The organism is Neiella holothuriorum (assembly GCF_019457915.1).
Lineage (GTDB): Bacteria > Pseudomonadota > Gammaproteobacteria > Enterobacterales > Neiellaceae > Neiella > Neiella holothuriorum.
On record NZ_JAHZSS010000002.1, the window covers coordinates 269,484 to 288,685 of the forward strand.

Sequence of the window (19,202 nt, forward strand, 5' to 3'; positions counted from 1 at the left end):
AGATTACCAGTAAGCTTTTTGGCTAAAGGCGGAGACACCGCTCGATTTGCCACGAATCGCCGCCATCTTTGTATTGGTGAGTGACTGACCGAGCCAGCCCTCTGGTTGGCTGAGAACGAATGGTGGTTTGATCATTGATTCAGCTATCGCCGCAAAGCCCACCTTGCTATAGAAGTATGGATCACCATAGGTGACAACAAGATCTACACCTTGTTGTTTGAGCTTGGCAAGGGCGAAGTGAATGAGGCGCTGGCCAATACCTTGCCCTTGGAATTGCGTATGCACGGCGACAGGTGAAAGCAGCAAAACTGGCTGCGAACTGGCTTCAAATGTAAGCGGGGTGAAAAAGATGCTCGCGATTAGCTGTCGATTGCTCTGTGTAACAAAGCCTTGCAGATCGTTCTCAGGCGTTGTGGTGATCAGGTTGTGGACTAATTCCGCTATGGTGCGGCCTTCTTCTGCGCCTTCGGCATCACTAAAAACTTGCTCAAATAATTGTTCAACATCTGCCGCATGTTGTTGCTGAAAAATACCTTGCTGCATATCTAGCTACCAGGGACTCAAGCGAATTGACTAGTGATCAACGTCGACCGCTGTGGCGATACCATCGTTGATTTGATAAACGACCTGATTGCTGCTGCCACGCCACTTCAAACGTCGATCAGCCAAGTCTTGTTCGAACTTACCGTCAACCAGCGTATCAACTTGCTTAATGATCGCCTGTTGTTCTGAGGTCAGCTCGTTTAGCGTGTAGCCGGTCCATAGCCAAATATCTTTGCCTGGGCATTCGCGTCGCACATCGGCAACCAGCTCAGTTACGGCAGACACATTCGCAGGATGTAGCGGATCTCCGCCGGTCAAGGTGAGGCCGCGTCGACGAATCTCAGGATCGTTTAAATCAGCAATAATGCGCCGACGTAGCGCATCATCAAATAGATGCCCTGAATCTGGTGACCAAGTGCTTTGGTTATAGCAACCGCGGCAATGATGCTCACAACCTGACAGAAACAGGGTACAACGAGTTCCCGGCCCGTTTAATACGTCGACCGGGAAGTATTTGTGGTAGTTCATGCGGAAACGGAAGCGGCTTCCTGTGCGACCACTGGCTCTGGCTCAGATGCAGGCTGTACGTCGGCAGGGGGCTTCGCCGGAGCGGCCGCATCGTCTAAGTGCTTGACTCGGCGTACCACTTCTTCTTGCTTACCATCATTGAATGGGCGCGCATCTGGGCTACCCAAATAACCACATACACGACGCGTCACTGATACGGTTTCAGGATCGGAGTTACCGCATTCTGGGCAAACAAAGCCTTTGCTAGAGCTATGGAATTCACCGGTGAAGTTGCACTTGTAGCACTCATCAATTGGCGTATTGGTGCCGTAGTAAGGAACACGGCTGTAGCTGTAATCCCAAACGTCTTCCAGCGCTTCAACGTTGTGTTGAATGTTTGGGTATTCGCCGTAGCAAATGAAGCCGCCATTGGCGATGGCTGGATATTGACGTTCAAATTCGAGTTTTTCGTAAGGAGAAACTTTTTTCTCAACATCCAAATGGAAGCTGTTGGTGTAGTAGCCTTTGTCGGTTACGCCAGCAATCACCCCAAACTCTTTTGCATCCAATTTGCAGAAGCGGCTGCAGAGGTTTTCACTTGGCGTGCTGTATAAGCTAAAGCCATAACCACTTTCAGCTTTCCAACGGTCGACGGCATTACGTAGGTGCTGAACAATGGCGGTCGCTTTGTCACGCAGCTCGGCATTGTCGTAGACGTGAGTGTCATGACCGTACAGGGCGTTAATGGTTTCATGCACGCCGATGTAGCCAAGCGATATAGAGGCGCGGCCATTTTTGAAAATATCAGCAATGCTGTCATCTGGGTTCAAACGAACACCTGCAGCACCTTCCACATACAAGATGGATGCTACGCGGGCTTTTACATCTTGCAGGCGCTCGATTCGTGAATCGAGTGCGTTACGGGCAACCTTCAGGCGCTCATCGAGTAGCTTATAAAAGCGTTTTTCATCGCCTTTAGCTTGGACCGCAAGGCGCGGCAAGTTCAAGCTAACCACACCTAAGTTGTTGCGACCTTCATGAATTTGTTCGCCGTTCTCGTCGGTATATTCTGACAAGAAGCTACGGCAGCCCATCGGCGTTTTGAACGAACCGGTGACTTCAACCACTTTTTCATAGTTGAGGATATCGGGGTACATACGCTTAGACGCGCACTCCAAAGCCAGCTGTTTGATGTCGTAATTTGGATCGCTTTGCTTGTGATTTAAGCCATCTTTTACGGCAAAAACTAGTTTCGGGAAAACGGCTGTACGGCGGTTTTTACCCAAGCCTGCCAAGCGATTTTTCAGAATCGACTGTTGAATCAGTTTCGCTTCCCAAGTGGTTCCTAAACCAAAACCAAAAGTGACGAATGGGGTTTGGCCGTTGGCAGTGTGCAAGGTGTTCACTTCGTATTCCAATGATTGGAATGCGTCATAACATTCTTGCTCAGTGCGTGCGCGGGCAAAGGCCTCTGCATCCGCAATATCCCACTCTTGAGCGACTTGCAGATGCTTTTTGTAACTGGTGCGCACATAGGGTTCGAGCACTTCATCAATGCGATTGATGGTTGTGCCGCCATAAATATGGCTAGCAACCTGGGCAATGATTTGTGCGGTTACCGCGGTAGCGGTGGCAATGGATTTCGGCGTTTCAATTTCCGCGTTACCCATTTTAAAGCCGTTCGTCAGCATGCCTTTTAAATCAATCAGCATGCAGTTGAACATCGGGAAAAACGGCGCGTAGTCGAGGTCGTGATAATGAATATCACCCACTTGGTGGGCGCGGGCGACATCTTTCGGCAGCATGTATTGTAAGGCGTAGTGTTTCGCTACAATGCCGGCCAACAAATCGCGCTGAGTTGGAATGATTTTACTGTCTTTGTTGGCATTTTCGTTCAACAGATCTGAGTTGCTTTGCTCAACCAAGCCCTGAATTTCACTGTTAAGGCGGCTTTGGCGTTCGCGAATCATATCGCGATCATGGCGATACTCAATGTAAGCACGAGCTAGGCCTTTGTATGGCCCCTGCATGAGTTGATTTTCGACTACCGACTGAATTTCGTTGATATCAACTTCGTCGCGAGCTTCAAACTCCAATGTTACGGCGTGCGCTACTAAATCGGCATATGCATTATCTTTGCAATTAACCGCAATACTAGCGCGGATCACAGCTTCCTTGATGCGTTCGCCATCGTAAGGTACACGACAGCCGTCACGCTTGATCACCACAGGTTTCACAGTAATTTCTCCCCAACTTATACACAGGTTATTTGACCTTGATCCACAAGATGTGCGGTCAAAATTTAACGCCAACACAATATCTGGTGTATTAGGCGAGATTTACCCCAAGGGATTACTGATCTGGATCAAGCTTTTATTCAGTCTGTGGGAGAACTATCCATGTTATTTTTTTGTTATGTGAGGCGTTCCTCAACCCGGGTTTCCATCGACTCGGGCACGCACCAAAATGGGTACATAGACCCATAAAAAACAAAAAATTGAGAGCAGCCAAGCAGTTGCTGCCAAGTGATAGCTGATTTGCAACCAGCCACTACCGAACAACGGAATGACCGTGCGCGAAAGTGCGGCTACCAACATCGCAGCCATCGCGATGACCGCCATCGGGTGGGCTTTTAGCGGGCGGCCGGTGTGGCCTAAACTGACACGCGCCATCATGGCGATAATCATACCGCCCATTAAACCAACCCCTAACACGTGCATGACAACGGAGATATGCTGTTGACCTGTAAATAACTGCAGCCATAAAGCCAGTGGCAAACAAGCAAAGCTCAAATAGAGTGACCACAATAGCGGCTCGGACCAAATACCGGCGCGGTACCAGCGCAATAAACGAGGCAATTGGAAGATTAAGCCGATGCCTGCGGCCGTTTGCAACACAAACTCTGGCGATTGGAATAAGCTCGCAACGGCCAGCGCGACCAAGCTGAATTGAGCGCCAGCAATCCACCAAGCGGAGTCGCGGGGTAGTTTGTCATTAAGTCGTCGTTCAATGAAAAAGGGCACCACGCGCGCAGCCAACATGCTAATGATGACCGCTACCCACCAAATGCCGGCAAAGCCCAACGGGCGACTATATTGCGGTGCGGATTGAAAGGCCCACACCTGTGCTAAATGCAGTGCTAAAAATACCGCTAATATGGGGAGAAAGACTAAATTCCGACGATTGCCAGACAGGATTAATTGGCGACCAACGGCCAGTGCGCCGCCTACAATGAATAAGCTGTCAAATAGAAAGAGCAGGCTGGATTCTGGCCAAATATTGGCCACCAATCGACCCGCGATCCAGCAACTCGTTAATGCCACTAACGGCCAACTTCGCAGCCCAGGAATACCAGTCCAGTTTTGGGTCGCGGTGCATAAAAAGCCAATGATGATGGCCATGGCAAAGCCAAATTGTAGTTCGTGACCATGCCAACCGAACAGCGCGACCGGGTGCGTCCACTGCCAGCTGCCGGATAAGGTTAATATCCAGCGCAGCATGATAAAGCCAGCATAGAGGGTGCCAAACAGGAATAAAGGGCGAAACGCTAAACGAAACAGCGGCATGGTTTTGTCTTCGATTGCGCGGTCGGTGATTTGCATGGCAGAAGGCTGATTTATTGTTGTAAATAATATGCATTAACTATGGGTGGTTTTGCTCCAGTAAAATATGACGCAGATCACGCTGACTTTAATTTTTGAAATGCGACAATAGCGCCGAATTTTTTAGCGACGTTAATCCCAATAAAGTATTGATGATGAGTTTAGACGCCATAAGCATCAGTTTTGCCGTTGTTGTGTTAGCCGAAATGGGCGACAAAAGTCAGCTTGTATGCATGGCTGTGGCTGCTCGTCAGCCTGCTCGACTCGTGTTAATAGGTGCAATTGCCGCATTTGCAGTGCTCAATGCGGTTGCTGTAATTGTCGGCGGCTCATTAGCTCACTGGTTGCCGGCCGAATGGGTGTTGGCTGGAGCCGCCGCCATGTTTGGCTACTTTGGTTGGCAAGCTTGTAAAGAAGCAATGCATCATTTACAGGGTGATGAAGAACTGACGTGCCAGCCAATCAGCCGCAAGCAGGTGGTGTGGTCCACGTTTAGTTTAATTGCCATTGCCGAGTTAGGTGATAAGACGCAACTTAGTGTTGCGGCGTTGAGCGCTAATTATCCGGTTGTACCGGTTTGGCTCGGTGCCACCGTCGGCTTGGCGTTCACGACAGGGATTGGGGTTGTGGTGGGTTGCACCTTGCTACGGCGACTCAATATGCAGTGGCTCCATGGCGCTTGTGGCGGCTTATTTTTGCTGATGGCGATTGTCATGGCCTATCGCGCATTTAGCTAGACTCATTTGCCTTTTGGTAAGGCGATTGAAATGACACTTGTTGCCAGCAAAAATGCTACTGAAACCCACAAGCAAGCGGTAAGCCCTGCGAGTTGGTAAACCAAGCCTGACAACACAGTACCAATCAGCCGGCCCATGGCATTGGCCATGTAGTAAAAGCCAACATCAAGCGATACCCCATCCCGATCGGCATAGCTGACAATCAAATAGGAATGGAGTGAAGAATTCACCGCAAACACCGCCCCGAATACTAGCAAGCCAATCACAATGGCTAACTGAGGCTGCCATTGCAGCGTAACGAGACTGGCAACTAAAGCTGTCACAGCGGCCAGTATACTTGCCCACCACAATGCGGCTCGGCCATCTGGGATTTGGCCGCCTATGCGTGTGAGAATAGGTGCAACCCCTTGTACCAAGCCATAACCGATCACCCATACGGCGAGAAATCCAGACACCTGCAAATGTGGCCAGTCAAATACACTCGCGAGGTACACCGGTAGCGCCACAACAAACCACACATCGCGAGCACCAAATAGGAACATGCGCGCAGCGGACAGTACATTTACGCTGCGGCTTTTGGAGAAAATATCGCGGAATTTGGTTTTTGCTTTGGCTTTGCCTAAGTCTTTTTGTAGCAACAACAAACTCATAACGAGCACTGCCGCCAATACAGCCGCCATTCCCAGCATGGCCTGAGTAAACCCAAACCAAGCCAGCAGGCCGCCACCTAAGAAAAATCCAGCACCTTTAAGCGCGTTCTTTGAGCCCGTTAGAATCGCAACCCACTTGTACAACGCGCTTTGTTGTTGCTCAGGCAACAGCATCTTGATACTGCTTTTGGCGCTCATTTTATTGAGATCTTTGGCGATGCCGGAAAGTGCTTGGGCGGCCATGACATAGGGTATAGAGAGCCACTCTGCTGGCGCAGCCAGTGCTAGCAAGGCAATAATTTGTAACGCCAAACCGAGGTTCATGGTGCTGTTTAAACCCAGCCGGGTGGCCAGCCAGCCGCCAACTAGATTGGTGATCACGCCAAACACTTCATAAAACAAAAACAACATGGCGATACTAAGCGCCGAATACCCCAAGTGATGGAAATGAAGCACTACCAACATGCGCAGTGCGCCGTCAGTGAGCGTGAAATTCCAGTAATTGAAAGTAACCAGAAGGTATTGTTTTAGGGCATGGGTCATGTTGCGTTGTTTCCTGCCGATGTGCGGCAATAACGGTGACTGCACGATACCGAGCGCGGGGCCTGTTACGGCCCCTGACTCTAGAGGGTTCTAAACCTTGACGATCTCAATTTAAGCTTGGTCCGACAAACCAACTTTACGGATCAGCTCACTCGTGCGAGTGGCGTAGCCCATTTCATTGTCGTACCAAGCGTAGATTTTCAGCATCCGCGCTTCGAGCATCATGGTGCTCTGTGCATCCACCACGGTAGAGCGTTGGTCGCCCTTGTAGTCGATGGATACCAGCGGGCGCTCTTCAAAGCCTAAAATCCCTTGTAGTTCGCTTTCAGAAGCTTGCTTCAATGCTGCATTGACTTCATCTGCTGAAGTGTCTTTTTGTAGTTCGAATACCATGTCTGTCAATGAGGCATTGGCCAATGGTACGCGTACCGCATGACCGTTAATTTTGCCTTTTAGCTCAGGAAAAATTTCGACAATGGCTGTGGCTGAGCCGGTTGTAGTTGGGATCAGCGACATGCCACAAGCACGGGCGCGGCGTAAATCTTTGTGTGGTGCATCCAAAATGGTCTGCGTGTTGGTCAGATCGTGAATCGTGGTCATCATGCAGCGCTCAATACCAAACTGCTCGTTGATCACTTTAATCACTGGCGCCAAGCAATTTGTGGTGCAGCTTGCGGCTGTGACGATTGGATGTTGATCTGGCTGATAAAGGTGGTCATTTACGCCCATCACGATGTTGGCGATGCCCGGCTCTTTCACTGGCGCTGACACCACCACGCGCTTCACGCCCTGAGTTAAATAACCCTGTAATAACTCGGTTTTACGATGGACGCCGGTGGCTTCGAGCACAACATCACAACCAGACCAGTCCACATCAGCAATAGCCTTGGCTTGGCTACAAGCGATGCGCTTACCGTTAATTAGCATGTCAGTGCCATCGCTGGTCACCTCGTGTTGCCAAGTGCCCTGTACCGAATCGAATTGCAGCAAGTGAGCGAGGGTGCTGGCGTCGCCGGCGACATCGTTAATTTGAACAAATTCTAATTCTGGCCAGTCGAATGCGGCGCGCAGCGCAAGGCGGCCAATGCGGCCAAAGCCGTTAATACCTACTTTAATGGTCATGATGCTTCTCCGGGGCAGCAGTCGCGGAGACGTTTAGGGCGTTCGCCCATTTGCTCCATGCGGACTACAAGCTGTGTAATACGTGCTGTTTCAGAAGTTTTTAGTTGTTCCAACATGTATTTAAGCCATGCCGGAATATCGGAATTGAGTTGATAATGAACCCATTTCCCCTGCCGTCGATCGGTCAGTACGCCTGCGCGGCGCAGCAATGCCAAGTTGCGAGATATTTTAGCTTGCGGTTGTTGCATGGCTGTTTCTAGCTCACACACGCAAAGCTCGCCTTGATGATCGATCAGCAAGGTCAGTTCAAGTCGGTTGATATCGGCCAGTGATTTGACGATATCTAAAGATTGGTCAAGGGTAAGCTGCGTGTCGGCAGCTGACTCAGTAGCAATTGACATGATAGCGACTCCAACAAATGAGTACGCTAATCATATACAAAAAAACAGATATGTAAAATATCGAATTTGTTATGTCGGTTGAAGTTTAGTTTTTATCGAGCAGCGATAACCACTTGGGTGCCAGCCAGAAACCGGCAAACATCGCGACGACAAACAGCACGATTTGCGATTCGCCGGTGGTCAATAAGGTTAAGGCTGGGCCGGGGCAAATACCGGCCAACCCCCAGCCAATGCCAAACAAAATGGCGCCTATGAGTAGTTTGCAGTCGAGATCGGTTCGCACTGGAATTTGCATTGTTTGCTGTAACGCTGATTTCTCTCGGCGCTTTACAACCAACCAGTAAACGGGCGCGTACACAGCAAGTGCACCGGCCATTACAAAGGCTAGTGACGGATCCCAATGGCCGAACAGATCTAAAAAGCCAATGACTTTTTGAGGATTCACCATACCGGAAATGACTAGACCAAGCCCCATCAATAGGCCGCAGGCCAAGGCACTTAGATAAGTTTTAACATTGGTTGGTTGTTTCATCAGGACCACCCTTTGAGATTAGATGAAACAGCAACCACGATGATTGCCGTTGTCATGAACACAAGGGTGGCGACGATGGAACGTTTTGATAATCTCGCCATGCCACAAATGCCGTGACCGGACGTACACCCGCTGCCAATATTGGTCCCCATGCCAACTAACAAGCCCGCAATGATGATGAGCGTGGTGCTGCGTTCGGCCAGTGGCGCAATATTGATGGCTGTCGGTAACAACACCCACGGCGCAACGATTAGACCTAGAACAAAAGCCAACCGCCAACCCCAGTCGCCGTTTGGTTTTTGCAGTAGTTGGCTGGCAATGCCGCTGATACCGGCAATTCTGCCATTGAGCAGCAACAAGAGTACGCCGCCTGCGCCAATGAGCGCGCCGCCTAGTAGTGCGCTGATAGGGGTAAATTCGGTCATGATTTGGCTCCAATGAAACTACAGACAGGCGTTAACCATTTGGTAAGTCTTAAAGCCGCCCGTCATGTTTTTGGCTTTGAAGCCGGCGTTAATTAGCATGCGCGTAGCGACATGAGCCCGTAGACCGACCATGCAGGTCACCAAATATTCTTTGGTATCGTCTAACTCATTGAGCCGTTCGCGTAACTGATCAAGTGGAATGTTCACGGCGCCTGCCACTTCACCAACATTTTTTAACTCCGGTGGATTACGCACATCCAACACCACTTGGTTGGGCGCAGGGCTGAGCACATCCTCCACCTGACAGATGTCAGTTTCACCACGTAAGTAGTTGGCGGCCACAAAACCGGCCAGATTGACCACATCTTTAGCCGAGCCGTAAGGCGGTGCGTAGCAAAGCTCTTGCTCCTCTAAGTCAAAGGCGGTTAATTTGGCGCGAATGGCCATGGCAAGCACATCAATACGTTTGTCGACTCCGTCTTTTCCGACTGCTTGTGCACCAAGAATAGTGCCTTCTGTTGGCTCAAATAACAGCTTCAAACTCACCGCACTGGCGCCGGGGAAGTAACCCGCATGGTTCATCGGGTGGACATAGATCTTTTCGTAATCTCGGCCGTTACGTTGGAGCATTTTTTCACTGGCACCGGTTGACGCAATGGTCAGATCAAAGACTCGGCAAACGGCCGTGCCTTGGGTTGCATGGTAGCGCTTATCGCCACCGAGCATGTTGTCGGCTGCAATGCGGCCTTGTCGGTTAGCGGGGCCTGCCAGCGGGATCAGTGCTGGCGCACCGGAAATTAGCTCAACATGTTCAACGGCATCGCCAGCGGCATAGATATCGGCCACTGACGTTTCCATACGTTGGTTGACCTTAATACCGCCTAGTTCACCAATTTCAATGCCGGCCTGTTGTGCCAGCTCGATTTCAGGCTTGACGCCTGTTGCAAGGATCAGCAACTGGGTGCTGAGGGTTTGGCCGTCAGATAAGGTCAGCTGTAAATCGGCTTCACGCTCTTGCACTGCGGTAACCGCCGTAGCCAATTTCAAATCGACATCATGGGACTTGATTGCTTGATGCAGCGGACTGGCCATTTCTGCATCCACATTGGCCATGACCTGCTTGCCAAGTTCAACTAGGGCTACTCTCAAGCCGCGTTGTTTGAGAGCTTCAACTGCTTCCAAACCGATAAATCCGCCACCCATAACCGTGGCATGGGTTGGTTTATCACGCTCGATTAAAGCCATGATATTGTCCATGTCCGGCAGGGTTCTTAAGGTAAATGAGCGACTATTGATTAACCCTGGAATGGGCGGCAAGACCGACTTGGCGCCGGGGCTAAGCAACAATTTGTCGTAGGGCTCCTCATAAGAAGCTCCGGTGGCAAGCTGCCGTACCGTGACGGTTTTACTGGCGACGTTGATACGTTCCACGTTGCAACCGATGCGCACGTCAACATTGAAACGCTGCTTAAAGCTTTGCGGGGTTTGCAGCACTAAAGCATCGCGTGATTCGATGTCGCCGCCAATATGATAGGGCAAGCCACAATTTGCAAAGGAAACGTAATCACCGCGGTCAAACATGACGATATTGGCAGACTCACTCATTCGGCGCGCTCGAGCGGCAGCAGATGCGCCGCCGGCGACGCCACCGACGATAACAATACGGGTCATAGCAAAGGCCTTTTGAATAATATTAAATTAGATAATTCTAATATACAGGTTGTAGCTGATTTGTCCACTGTAAATTAACGCTGATTGGTTGTTAATTAATCAAGATCAAAAACGCCAGCAGGCTGCTGGCGTTAGTTGGCTTAATAAAAGTGAGCGGATTAAGGCGCTTGAATAAAGCCGACTTTGTCGTATACCGCCGCCAACGTCTTGGACGCTTGCGCACTCGCTCGGTCAGCACCACTGCGCATAACTGAGTGCAGGTAGTCGGTATTGGCGCGTAGTTCAGCGTATTTTTGCTGAATCGGATCAATCATGGCCACGATTGCCTCCGCCGTGTCGCCCTTCAGGTGACCGTACATTTTGTCTTCGTACTCAGGGACTAAATCGTCAATGGTTCGGCCGGTAGCGATTGACAACAATGTGAGTAAATTCGAGACACCAGGCTTCTCTTGCGTATCAAAATAGATACGAGCTTGTTCATCAGAGTCGGTCACTGCCGATTTAATTTTCTTGGTGATCTGCTTGAGCGTGTCATTCAACAAAATGAAGGACTTTGGATTCACGTCCGACTTCGACATTTTCTTGGTCGGCTCTTGTAGTGACATGATGCGGGCGCCGACTTTTGGGATCATGGGCTCTGGCACACGAAGGGTGTCGCCGTAAATATTGTTGAAGCGCGTGGCGACGTCACGAGTTAATTCAAGGTGCTGTTTTTGATCATCGCCAACCGGTACTTGCTCAGCTTGATAAAGCAGAATGTCCGAAGCCATTAAAACAGGGTAGCCATACAGGCCCACGTTGATGTTGCTGGCATTTTTGGCTGACTTATCTTTGAACTGAGTCATACGGCTCAATTCGCCCATTTGGGTGTAGCAGTTGAGCACCCAAGTCAGTTGCGCATGTTCTGGTACGTGAGACTGAACGAAAATAGCGCTTTTTTCTGGATCCAAACCACAGGCGATATACATAGCCAAGCAGTCGTAAACTTGATTGCGCAGTTGCTGCGGATCTTGGCGCACAGTAATGGCATGCAAGTCGGCCAGCATAAAGAAGCAATCGAATTCATTCTGCATTGGCACCCACTGGTTGATGGCGCCAATGTAGTTACCAATGGTAAGGCTGCCAGAGGGCTGAATACCGCTGAGCACAATGGGTTTGGACATGTGTATTACCTAAACGTGTTGATTTGTTGAAGCCAGCTGCTGTGCTAGCTCGATTAAGTTATCAGCAACCTGATCTGGATTGCTAAGGGCGATATGTTCGCCGTAGTTATAGCCGTAGGTCAAGCCAAGGGTTTGTGCCCCCGCGGCCTGCCCTGCCTGAACGTCATTTTTGGAGTCACCCACCATCAACAATTCGCTTGGCTTAATTTGCCATTGTTGGCAAACATGCAATAACGGTAGTGGGTGTGGTTTTTTCTCTTGCAGGGTGTCGCCACCTAAGACAATTGAAAAGTAATCGGCTAAATCAAAGTCAGCTAATAGGCTTGGTAAAAAGCGCGCCGCTTTATTGGTGATCAACGCCATGGCCATACCCTGTTTATGCAATTCAGCCAACGCAGGTGCAACGCCTTCATATAAACGTGAACGTGAACTGGAATCAGCGGCGTAGGCGTCAGTAAACAGTGTAAACGCTTGCTCGTAAGTCGATGAGCAAAGTTTTGCATGAGCCATTGCCCGTTGCACCAGCTTGGGCATGCCATTACCAACCCATTGTCTGGAAAGCTGATCGCAAACCGGCTCTGCACCTAAATCAGTCAGCATTACATTGATGGCTGCGCCTAAATCGGGCGCACTATCGAGCAAGGTGCCATCTAAATCAAATGCGATGCCTTTTATACCCTGGAACACCATTAGGACTCGTCACCAGCTTCAGAAATGGTTTCAGAATCTGCAGCAGAGGCCAATTTAGTACGCATTTCTGCGATGACTTGGGCGTAATCGGGTTGGCCAAAAATAGCTGAGCCAGCAACAAAGGTATCGGCCCCCGCAGCTGCAATGTCGCCAATGTTGGCTGTATTGACACCGCCATCAACCTCAAGCCGGATAGGAAGGCCGTAGGCGTCAATCAGTGCGCGTGTTTGACGGACTTTGTCCATGGTCGATGGAATGAATTTCTGGCCACCAAAGCCTGGGTTTACCGACATCAACAAGATCAAATCTAAATCATCAATAAGGTAATCGACAATGCTGAGCGGTGTACCTGGGTTAAGTACGATGCCAGCCTGACAACCAGCTGCCTTAATTGCTTGAATGCTGCGATGTGGATGCTTTGACGCTTCTGGGTGGAAGCTGATCAGGCTTGCGCCAGCTTCAGCGAATTGTGGAATTAAGGCATCAACGGGCTCAACCATTAAATGTACATCGATGGGAGCGCTAATGCCGTAGTCGCGCAGCGCTTTACACACGGCAGGGCCGAACGTCAGGTTGGGGACGTAATGGTTGTCCATGACATCGAAGTGAACCCAGTCGGCGCCAGCGGCCAACACTTTTGCCACATCATCACCTAAGCGCGCTAAATCAGCCGATAAGATCGAAGGAGCAATAACATGAGGATGAATTGTATTAGCCATGGGTTATGTTCGCCGGTTGTTTACGTCTCAGATTTAGTAAAGGCGTTAGTGTAGCGGATCCGGTTGGTCAATGCAGTGATGATGGTTATTGAATAGTTGCACCAACTATGACTGTTTGCACCAAATTGGATTTGCGCACTATCTCGTGGATCAAAAGTGGTGCAAAGAGGTAAATTAGAAAACGTTGTTAAGTGCATAATTATTCATAAATGTTTAATAAATATAGGTATTACAACTCTGGCATAGCGTGTGCTTTAATCAGCCCAGACTATGAAACGACATACTAAAAAGTCGAATAACATCACTCACATATCCAGGAGTACACACTTATGAAAGCAACTAAAACTTTGATCGCGTCTGCGATCGTAGCTGCTACTTTATCTGCCCCAGCTATGGCTGTTGAAGGTTTGTCTGCAAATGCTGCAGCAACCAGCAACTACTTGTGGCGTGGCGTTACTCAATCAGATGACGGCGCTGCTGTATCTGGTGGTATCGATTACGAAGCTTCAAATGGTATCTACGTTGGTACTTGGGTTTCTAACGTTGATTTCGGTGACGACACGTCTTACGAAATGGATTTCTACGGCGGTTATGCTGGTGAAGTAGGTGATTTCAGCTACGACATTGGTTTGATCTACTATGCATACCCAGATGGCGATGACCTGAACTTTGCTGAAGCCGCGCTGAGCGTTTCTTACAGCTTCTTGACCGTTGGTGTTTCTACCATGGTTTATGATGACTTCGCTGATGGCGCAGAAGACGAAATGTTCTACTACTTCGCTGATGCAGCTTTCGAAGTTTCTGAAGGTCTGGAGTTGGGTCTACACGTTGGCATGAGCGACGGTGACACGGTTGAAGATTGGTTCGGTACTAGCGACTACATCGACTATAACGCTTCTTTGAGCAAAGACGGTTTCACATTGATGGTTTCTAAAACTGACCTCGATGATGGCAACATGGATGACCTGAAAGCAGCGATTACTTACTCTGTCGATTTCGACCTGTAAGCACTAAAAAATATAAAGAATACAATGCGATAAAAAGCACCGCCAATAGGCGGTGTTTTTTTGTTTACGATCAATTTGTTTCATCAGAAACATCCTTGTATACTTGTTAACCGATTGACACATGGAAATAGGCAAAAAGGCAACAATCATGAAACGCAAACTAGCATGGATATCCAGCAGTGTTTCAGCATTGGTCGTAACTGTTGCGATTGGTGCGAGTATGGTTTATCAAAGCCAGGCAGCAAATACTGCGGGTTTGATGGCTTGTGATTGTGAGTCCGGCGTTTCCTACGATAATGCCTTGCCAAGTAGTCATCCTACCAATCAATGCGCAATTGCTGCGTCAAACCCTTCCACATCTTGGTACGGATGGGCTATCGGTAGCAGTCGTTCAACTAGTTTTCACTTCCTTGATTTACTTGAATTGCTGTCTCGTGATAGCAACAAGTCGATCCAATCAGATAAAAAGCCGACCGGCGAATCTCGCTAATTTTAGCTCGTCAGCGTAATTTCAATTCGGATTACTTTTCCCATGTGGCGCTACTTTAAAAGTGCTGCAGGTGCGCTATTTGGCGTTCAATCTGAATCGGTACGCCAGTCAGATTTCAGCCAGCGTCGCATCTTGCCATTTGTTATTGCTGGCGTGTTATTGATTGCCATCTTTGTTGCCGTGTTAATTGGCATTGTGCATTGGGTGCTAGCAGGCAGCTAACAAGGCGAGAATCACTTCAGGGCTTTATGCGATAGAGTGCGAGCAACTCTTTCACTTTTCCTCGGTTATTGCCGTTACGACTGATGGTGCGGCGCACGTTCAATTGCGTAATTGTGGCTTGCTGGTACCAACTTCGGGTGGAATCGAGATCGTGGTTACTGATCAAAACCGAGGCCGACTGCTGAGTGGCACAATGATTCGCGCACTCGGCTAACTTCAGCTGATCGTTGCTACTAAACCCATTCCCAGCATAGGCGGTAAAGCTCGCTGTTGCGCTAAGCGGTGCGTACGGTGGATCGCAATACACAACATCGCCTTGCTCAACTTGCTCGAAAACTTTCTCAAACGGCAAACAGGTTAAAATTGCTCGGTGTGCTTTGGCGGCAAAGGCGCGCATTTCTTGTTCTGGAAAGTGAGGTCGTTTGTAACGGCCAAATGGCACGTTGAAGCCACCTGAGCGATTGTAGCGGCAAAGGCCGTTATAACCGTGTCGATTGAAGTAGATAAACAGGCTAGCACGGCGCAAGCTCGGCTCGAGTTGGTTAAACTCGGTGCGCAGTCGGTAGTAAACCTCTGACTGATTGTATTCAGGCGTGAAAAGGGGGCGCGTGGCTTCAATCAATTGCTCGGGTTGCTGCTGCAAACGACGGTACACATCGATCAGATCAGGGTTAATGTCATTGAGCCAATAGCTGGTGTAATCAGTATTGAGAAACACACTGGCGGCGCCGACAAACGGTTCAACTAAACGAGGGCCGGCTGGCAAACGTTTGGTGATGGACTCGATCAGCGCGTATTTACCGCCTGCCCATTTCAAAAATGAGCGTTGTTTGGAGTTTCTCAAGGGTTTTGTACTTCTTGCTGTACTTTGGCGACGGATTTGGGCCAAGGGCTCAGCTTTTGAACGGCTGGTGCCATGGTCTTGATGGCGCTGCGAGCGGACACCGAGGAGGGGTAATCACCGTACACGCCAATGAATACAGGCTTGCCGTTGCGCTGACTTTGATAATGACGGAATTTCGGATCAGCTGTTAGGCCATACCGTTTGGCAAATTTAATTAGACCTGCATCGCTACTCATCACCCCAAGCTGCAAAACATAATGGTTGGAATTCAAGGTATGCCACCAAGGCTGCACGGCCGGCGTGGGCTCTTTTGTTATGGCATCGTCAACCGGCTGCGCTTGCTGCTCTGTTGGTTGTAGCTCTGTTTGTTGTGGTTCAGGGGCTGGCAGCGATGGCGCTACAGGCTCACTGATATCGGGCGTTATTGAGCTTGCCTCGTTACTAGCTGAAACATCTACAGGGGCGGTATCGGCGAGCTCTGTCGTTGATTCGCTCGCGGCGTCAGGGATTTTTTCCGCAATTTTATCCAGCGTTTTTTCATCTAGCTCGATACGTTGTTTTTGCGACTCATCATCAACTTGCGTCGTGAATGTTTCAGCGGGTAATTGCGCTGGCAGCGACGCTAGGTTGTCATCGGAGTTGGGGTGGGTTTCATTGTGCCCTTGTTGATCTGCTGCGGTCGAAGGTTCGGTGGCTGCAACAGCTTCCTGTGTTGTGCTTTGTTCTTTAATGCTTGCTTGAGGTTGGTTTGAATCTTGACTGTTGGAAAATGCCCACATCAAAATTAGCGCGATAAACACGCACATAGCGACCATGGCAATGGCAGCAATAGGAAACTTACGCGGTTCACTGTCGGCGGGCTGCTCATCGGCCTGAGGGTCGATTACTGGGGTTGTCGTGTTGCTGCAAAGGTCTACAACTTCGCCAGGTAAGCCGTCTTGCTCGTCGAGCTGGCGTTCAAACAAGTCGACATCTTGTGATTCTTGTTCGAGGCGCTGCTGCAAGTTAACAAATAATTGTTTGCGCTCGTCCAATGGTAGCGGTGGAATTTGTAATACTGGCTGATCAGCGTCGGTAATGGCGGCCATTTCTTGCGAGACGCGATTCGCCCACGAAGGTTCAGCAAACAACAGGACCGCAATATGGTGCGTACCAGCCGGTAGTTTGCGGCTGTTTTCGACCACACTCCACAACTCAACCAGTAGTTGGTTACTTAGTCGTTCCGAATGATTGAGGACGATGAGCTGCTTGCCACCTTGCTCTCCCAGAATGTCATTAATGCTCTGTTGTAGCGGCGCATCGGGATCGTAAGCGGTATCGACAAACAGCTGATTGAGAATTTGTGAGCGGATGACCGAATCGGTGCTTTTGGCGTTAAGTGGCAACCAAGCAACGTCAAATTCGTTACTGTATTGCTCGACAATGGCAGAGGACAGGGTTTCTTTCCCCGCCCCTTCGCGCCCGGCAACAATCACTAAGTTGGAATCGAGTCCGGCTAAATGCTGGATACGCAGCACGAGTTGCTGCTGTGAAGGCAAAAGGCTGGTGGCGTGTGGCTCTAATTCCATCAAAAGGCCTGCATGGTTTATTGGCTATCTATCACCTGTTGGAGCACAGTTTCCGGCACAGCATCATAGATGCCGGCGCGCCCGATGGTTTCAGGTAACACAAGTCGCAACTGACCATCTTGAACTTTTTTGTCGCGCATCATGTGTTTGATAAAGGAAGCATAATCCATATCGCTGGGTTTTGTCACCGGAAGTTGTGCTGCTTCAATGATTTGCACCATACGCAGGTGCTCAGCTTCCGTGACCAAGCCTTGTAACATTGCGGTATGGCTAGCGAGTACCATGCCTGCGCCAACGGCTTCGCCATGTAACCAATTGCCATAACCTTGTTCGGCTTCAATCGCGTGGCCAAATGTATGGCCAAGATTTAACAGAGCCCGCTTGCCGCGCTCGGTTTCATCTGCAGCAACAACGTCGGCTTTGATCTGACAGCAGCGCGCAATGGCATGACTCATCAGGTCAGAGTCCAATGCCATGAGCGCATTCATGTGCTGCTCAAGCCATTCAAAGAATTCGAAATCTTCGATGATGCCGTATTTGATCACTTCAGCCATACCCGCTGATAACTCGCGAGCGGGTAAGGTTTGCAAACAGTCGATATCAATGATGACGGCGCGAGGTTGATAAAATGCGCCAATCATATTTTTGCCGAGGGGATGATTGACTGCGGTTTTTCCGCCTACAGACGAATCAACCTGCGCCAGCAATGTGGTTGGGATTTGAATAAAATCAACACCACGTTGATAGCATGCGGCAGCAAAACCGGTCATATCACCAATAACACCGCCGCCGAGGGCGACCAAGGTGGTATCACGACCATGATTATCGGTTAGCAGCGTATCGAAAACGCTATTGAGGTGCTCAAGGGTCTTGTATTGCTCGCCGTCAGGCAAAATCACTGTGCCGACATTAAAGTCGCTAAGCGACTCGGTAACGGCTTGCAAATACAACGGGGCAACGGTGGTGTTGGTAACAATCACCACCTTTTTGCCACGGATGTATGGAGCAATGTAGTTGCTGTCCTTGATTAAACCCGAACCAATAAAAATCGGGTAACTACGGTCATCCAGTTGGACGGTGACCTGCTCCATAACCAACTCCTTGTTTACAGATCGAGTTGCTTGATAATTTGGCTTGCAACAACCTTGGCGCTTTGGTCGTCGGTTTGCACTACAACATCGGCAATTTCAGTATAAAGTTCGTTGCGCTGATCGGCTAGCTCTTCCAATACTTCACGTGGATCGTCCGCATTTGCTAAAAGCGGGCGACGCTTGTCACGCTGAGTGCGAGCGAACTGCTTATCGATGGAGGTTTCTAAATACACAACGATGCCGCGAGCAGAAAGGCGATTACGGTTTTCTTTGCTCTTAATCGAGCCACCGCCAGTCGCCAGGACAATGCCCTGCTTTTCGGTAAGATCGTTGATGACAGTCTCTTCACGAACACGAAAGCCAGCTTCGCCTTCAATGTCAAAAACCCAGGAGATATCGGCGCCGGTGCGCTTTTCAATCTCATGATCTGAGTCGTAGAACTGCAAATGCAGCTCTTGTGCGAGTTGTCGTCCAATTGTACTTTTGCCGGCGCCCATAGGGCCAACAAGGAAAATATTACGTTTTTCAGCCATTGCGTTTATACGGGTAAATCAAGAAGTGTTCGCTTCTACCGTGAACGTCTATCAGAAATAACTTACGCCCGATGGTGCGAAAAAATCGCGCTTTTTGAGCGCGTCATGGTGTTAAAAGAATGCGCTAAGAAACACCTCAGCG

The 19,202-nt window shown here is 49.6% G+C and carries 20 protein-coding genes and 1 pseudogene; 4 read left to right on the forward strand and 17 right to left on the reverse strand.

What is annotated here, in order from left to right:
- Positions 1–3: 3 nt before the first annotated feature.
- The 4 genes and pseudogenes from K0504_RS03040 to K0504_RS03055 form a co-directional block, all read right to left on the reverse strand.
- Complete coding sequence (locus tag K0504_RS03040; RefSeq protein WP_220102673.1) at positions 4–543, reverse strand: GNAT family N-acetyltransferase; 540 nt, start codon at positions 541–543, stop codon at positions 4–6.
- Between the two features lie 30 nt (positions 544–573).
- Positions 574–1,071, reverse strand: coding sequence for an anaerobic ribonucleoside-triphosphate reductase-activating protein (gene nrdG / locus K0504_RS03045; RefSeq protein ID WP_220102674.1), 498 nt, complete (start codon positions 1,069–1,071; stop codon positions 574–576).
- 95 nt (positions 1,072–1,166) lie between these two features.
- A pseudogene (gene nrdD, locus K0504_RS03050) lies at positions 1,167–3,287 on the reverse strand (anaerobic ribonucleoside-triphosphate reductase); the annotation flags it as partial.
- Between the two features lie 192 nt (positions 3,288–3,479).
- Positions 3,480–4,652 carry an NnrS family protein gene (locus K0504_RS03055; RefSeq protein ID WP_220102676.1) on the reverse strand — a complete coding sequence of 391 codons (1,173 nt, stop codon included), beginning with the start codon at positions 4,650–4,652 and terminating at the stop codon, positions 3,480–3,482.
- Between the two features lie 152 nt (positions 4,653–4,804).
- Between K0504_RS03055 and K0504_RS03060 the strand changes: the two genes are divergently transcribed.
- Positions 4,805–5,389 (forward strand): TMEM165/GDT1 family protein, encoded by a 585-nt coding sequence (locus tag K0504_RS03060; protein WP_220102677.1) that lies wholly within the window; start codon positions 4,805–4,807, stop codon positions 5,387–5,389.
- Positions 5,390–5,391: 2 nt separating this feature from the next.
- Here the strand turns inward: K0504_RS03060 and arsJ are convergent, their stop codons facing one another.
- From arsJ to rpe, 9 genes are all read right to left on the reverse strand, one after another.
- The gene (gene arsJ, locus K0504_RS03065) at positions 5,392–6,582 is read right to left on the reverse strand and encodes an organoarsenical effux MFS transporter ArsJ (RefSeq protein ID WP_220102678.1); all 1,191 of its coding nucleotides are present in this window, start codon (positions 6,580–6,582) and stop codon (positions 5,392–5,394) included.
- Between the two features lie 111 nt (positions 6,583–6,693).
- Positions 6,694–7,704, reverse strand: coding sequence for an ArsJ-associated glyceraldehyde-3-phosphate dehydrogenase (locus K0504_RS03070; RefSeq protein WP_220102679.1), 1,011 nt, complete (start codon positions 7,702–7,704; stop codon positions 6,694–6,696).
- Entirely contained in the window at positions 7,701–8,105 is a 405-nt protein-coding gene (locus K0504_RS03075) for a metalloregulator ArsR/SmtB family transcription factor (RefSeq protein WP_220102680.1), read from the reverse strand. Before K0504_RS03075 ends, K0504_RS03070 begins: the two co-directional genes overlap by 4 nt.
- An 85-nt stretch (positions 8,106–8,190) precedes the next feature.
- Positions 8,191–8,637: a YeeE/YedE family protein gene (locus tag K0504_RS03080; protein WP_220102681.1), complete on the reverse strand. Its 447-nt coding sequence runs from the start codon at positions 8,635–8,637 to the stop codon at positions 8,191–8,193.
- The gene (locus K0504_RS03085; RefSeq protein WP_220102682.1) at positions 8,637–9,062 is read right to left on the reverse strand and encodes a YeeE/YedE family protein; all 426 of its coding nucleotides are present in this window, start codon (positions 9,060–9,062) and stop codon (positions 8,637–8,639) included. The genes K0504_RS03080 and K0504_RS03085 overlap by 1 nt, the downstream gene beginning before the upstream one ends.
- A gap of 18 nt (positions 9,063–9,080) precedes the next feature.
- Complete coding sequence (locus K0504_RS03090; protein WP_220102683.1) at positions 9,081–10,733, reverse strand: FAD-dependent oxidoreductase; 1,653 nt, start codon at positions 10,731–10,733, stop codon at positions 9,081–9,083.
- 158 nt (positions 10,734–10,891) lie between these two features.
- Positions 10,892–11,896, reverse strand: coding sequence for a tryptophan--tRNA ligase (trpS, locus tag K0504_RS03095; RefSeq protein WP_220102684.1), 1,005 nt, complete (start codon positions 11,894–11,896; stop codon positions 10,892–10,894).
- Between the two features lie 9 nt (positions 11,897–11,905).
- Positions 11,906–12,586, reverse strand: a complete 681-nt coding sequence (locus K0504_RS03100; RefSeq protein WP_220102685.1) for a phosphoglycolate phosphatase — start codon at positions 12,584–12,586, stop codon at positions 11,906–11,908.
- On the reverse strand, positions 12,586–13,293 hold the full coding sequence (gene rpe, locus K0504_RS03105; RefSeq protein ID WP_220102779.1) for a ribulose-phosphate 3-epimerase: 708 nt from the start codon (positions 13,291–13,293) through the stop codon (positions 12,586–12,588). The genes K0504_RS03100 and rpe overlap by 1 nt, the downstream gene beginning before the upstream one ends.
- Positions 13,294–13,634: 341 nt before the next feature.
- On the opposite strand from rpe, the gene K0504_RS03110 reads away from it, so the two are divergent.
- The 3 genes from K0504_RS03110 to K0504_RS03120 all read left to right on the forward strand — a co-directional run bounded on the left by K0504_RS03110 (position 13,635) and on the right by K0504_RS03120 (position 15,024).
- Positions 13,635–14,312 carry a TorF family putative porin gene (locus K0504_RS03110; RefSeq protein ID WP_220102686.1) on the forward strand — a complete coding sequence of 226 codons (678 nt, stop codon included), beginning with the start codon at positions 13,635–13,637 and terminating at the stop codon, positions 14,310–14,312.
- 148 nt (positions 14,313–14,460) lie between these two features.
- Positions 14,461–14,802 (forward strand): hypothetical protein, encoded by a 342-nt coding sequence (locus K0504_RS03115; RefSeq protein ID WP_220102687.1) that lies wholly within the window; start codon positions 14,461–14,463, stop codon positions 14,800–14,802.
- Positions 14,803–14,844: 42 nt separating this feature from the next.
- On the forward strand, positions 14,845–15,024 hold the full coding sequence (locus tag K0504_RS03120) for a DUF2970 domain-containing protein (protein ID WP_220102688.1): 180 nt from the start codon (positions 14,845–14,847) through the stop codon (positions 15,022–15,024).
- 16 nt (positions 15,025–15,040) lie between these two features.
- Here the strand turns inward: K0504_RS03120 and K0504_RS03125 are convergent, their stop codons facing one another.
- From K0504_RS03125 to aroK, 4 genes are read right to left on the reverse strand one after another with little or no spacing between them, the layout of a single operon-like run.
- Positions 15,041–15,868 (reverse strand): Dam family site-specific DNA-(adenine-N6)-methyltransferase, encoded by an 828-nt coding sequence (locus tag K0504_RS03125; protein ID WP_220102689.1) that lies wholly within the window; start codon positions 15,866–15,868, stop codon positions 15,041–15,043.
- Positions 15,865–17,436, reverse strand: a complete 1,572-nt coding sequence (locus K0504_RS03130; RefSeq protein ID WP_220102690.1) for an SPOR domain-containing protein — start codon at positions 17,434–17,436, stop codon at positions 15,865–15,867. Before K0504_RS03130 ends, K0504_RS03125 begins: the two co-directional genes overlap by 4 nt.
- A gap of 17 nt (positions 17,437–17,453) precedes the next feature.
- On the reverse strand, positions 17,454–18,527 hold the full coding sequence (gene aroB, locus K0504_RS03135) for a 3-dehydroquinate synthase (RefSeq protein ID WP_220102691.1): 1,074 nt from the start codon (positions 18,525–18,527) through the stop codon (positions 17,454–17,456).
- A 14-nt stretch (positions 18,528–18,541) separates the two neighbouring features.
- Positions 18,542–19,060: a shikimate kinase AroK gene (gene aroK / locus K0504_RS03140; protein ID WP_220102692.1), complete on the reverse strand. Its 519-nt coding sequence runs from the start codon at positions 19,058–19,060 to the stop codon at positions 18,542–18,544.
- Positions 19,061–19,202 lie beyond the last annotated feature (142 nt).

Coding starts and splice junctions, on each gene's coding strand:
- K0504_RS03040 (WP_220102673.1), bottom strand. CDS start 543: ATGCAGCAAGGTATTTTTCAGCAACAACATGCGGCAGATGTTGAACAA.
- nrdG (WP_220102674.1), bottom strand. CDS start 1,071: ATGAACTACCACAAATACTTCCCGGTCGACGTATTAAACGGGCCGGGA.
- K0504_RS03055 (WP_220102676.1), bottom strand. CDS start 4,652: ATGCAAATCACCGACCGCGCAATCGAAGACAAAACCATGCCGCTGTTT.
- K0504_RS03060 (WP_220102677.1), top strand. CDS start 4,805: ATGATGAGTTTAGACGCCATAAGCATCAGTTTTGCCGTTGTTGTGTTA.
- arsJ (WP_220102678.1), bottom strand. CDS start 6,582: ATGACCCATGCCCTAAAACAATACCTTCTGGTTACTTTCAATTACTGG.
- K0504_RS03070 (WP_220102679.1), bottom strand. CDS start 7,704: ATGACCATTAAAGTAGGTATTAACGGCTTTGGCCGCATTGGCCGCCTT.
- K0504_RS03075 (WP_220102680.1), bottom strand. CDS start 8,105: ATGTCAATTGCTACTGAGTCAGCTGCCGACACGCAGCTTACCCTTGAC.
- K0504_RS03080 (WP_220102681.1), bottom strand. CDS start 8,637: ATGAAACAACCAACCAATGTTAAAACTTATCTAAGTGCCTTGGCCTGC.
- K0504_RS03085 (WP_220102682.1), bottom strand. CDS start 9,062: ATGACCGAATTTACCCCTATCAGCGCACTACTAGGCGGCGCGCTCATT.
- K0504_RS03090 (WP_220102683.1), bottom strand. CDS start 10,733: ATGACCCGTATTGTTATCGTCGGTGGCGTCGCCGGCGGCGCATCTGCT.
- trpS (WP_220102684.1), bottom strand. CDS start 11,896: ATGTCCAAACCCATTGTGCTCAGCGGTATTCAGCCCTCTGGCAGCCTT.
- K0504_RS03100 (WP_220102685.1), bottom strand. CDS start 12,586: ATGGTGTTCCAGGGTATAAAAGGCATCGCATTTGATTTAGATGGCACC.
- K0504_RS03110 (WP_220102686.1), top strand. CDS start 13,635: ATGAAAGCAACTAAAACTTTGATCGCGTCTGCGATCGTAGCTGCTACT.
- K0504_RS03115 (WP_220102687.1), top strand. CDS start 14,461: ATGAAACGCAAACTAGCATGGATATCCAGCAGTGTTTCAGCATTGGTC.
- K0504_RS03120 (WP_220102688.1), top strand. CDS start 14,845: ATGTGGCGCTACTTTAAAAGTGCTGCAGGTGCGCTATTTGGCGTTCAA.
- K0504_RS03130 (WP_220102690.1), bottom strand. CDS start 17,436: ATGGAATTAGAGCCACACGCCACCAGCCTTTTGCCTTCACAGCAGCAA.
- aroB (WP_220102691.1), bottom strand. CDS start 18,527: ATGGAGCAGGTCACCGTCCAACTGGATGACCGTAGTTACCCGATTTTT.
- aroK (WP_220102692.1), bottom strand. CDS start 19,060: ATGGCTGAAAAACGTAATATTTTCCTTGTTGGCCCTATGGGCGCCGGC.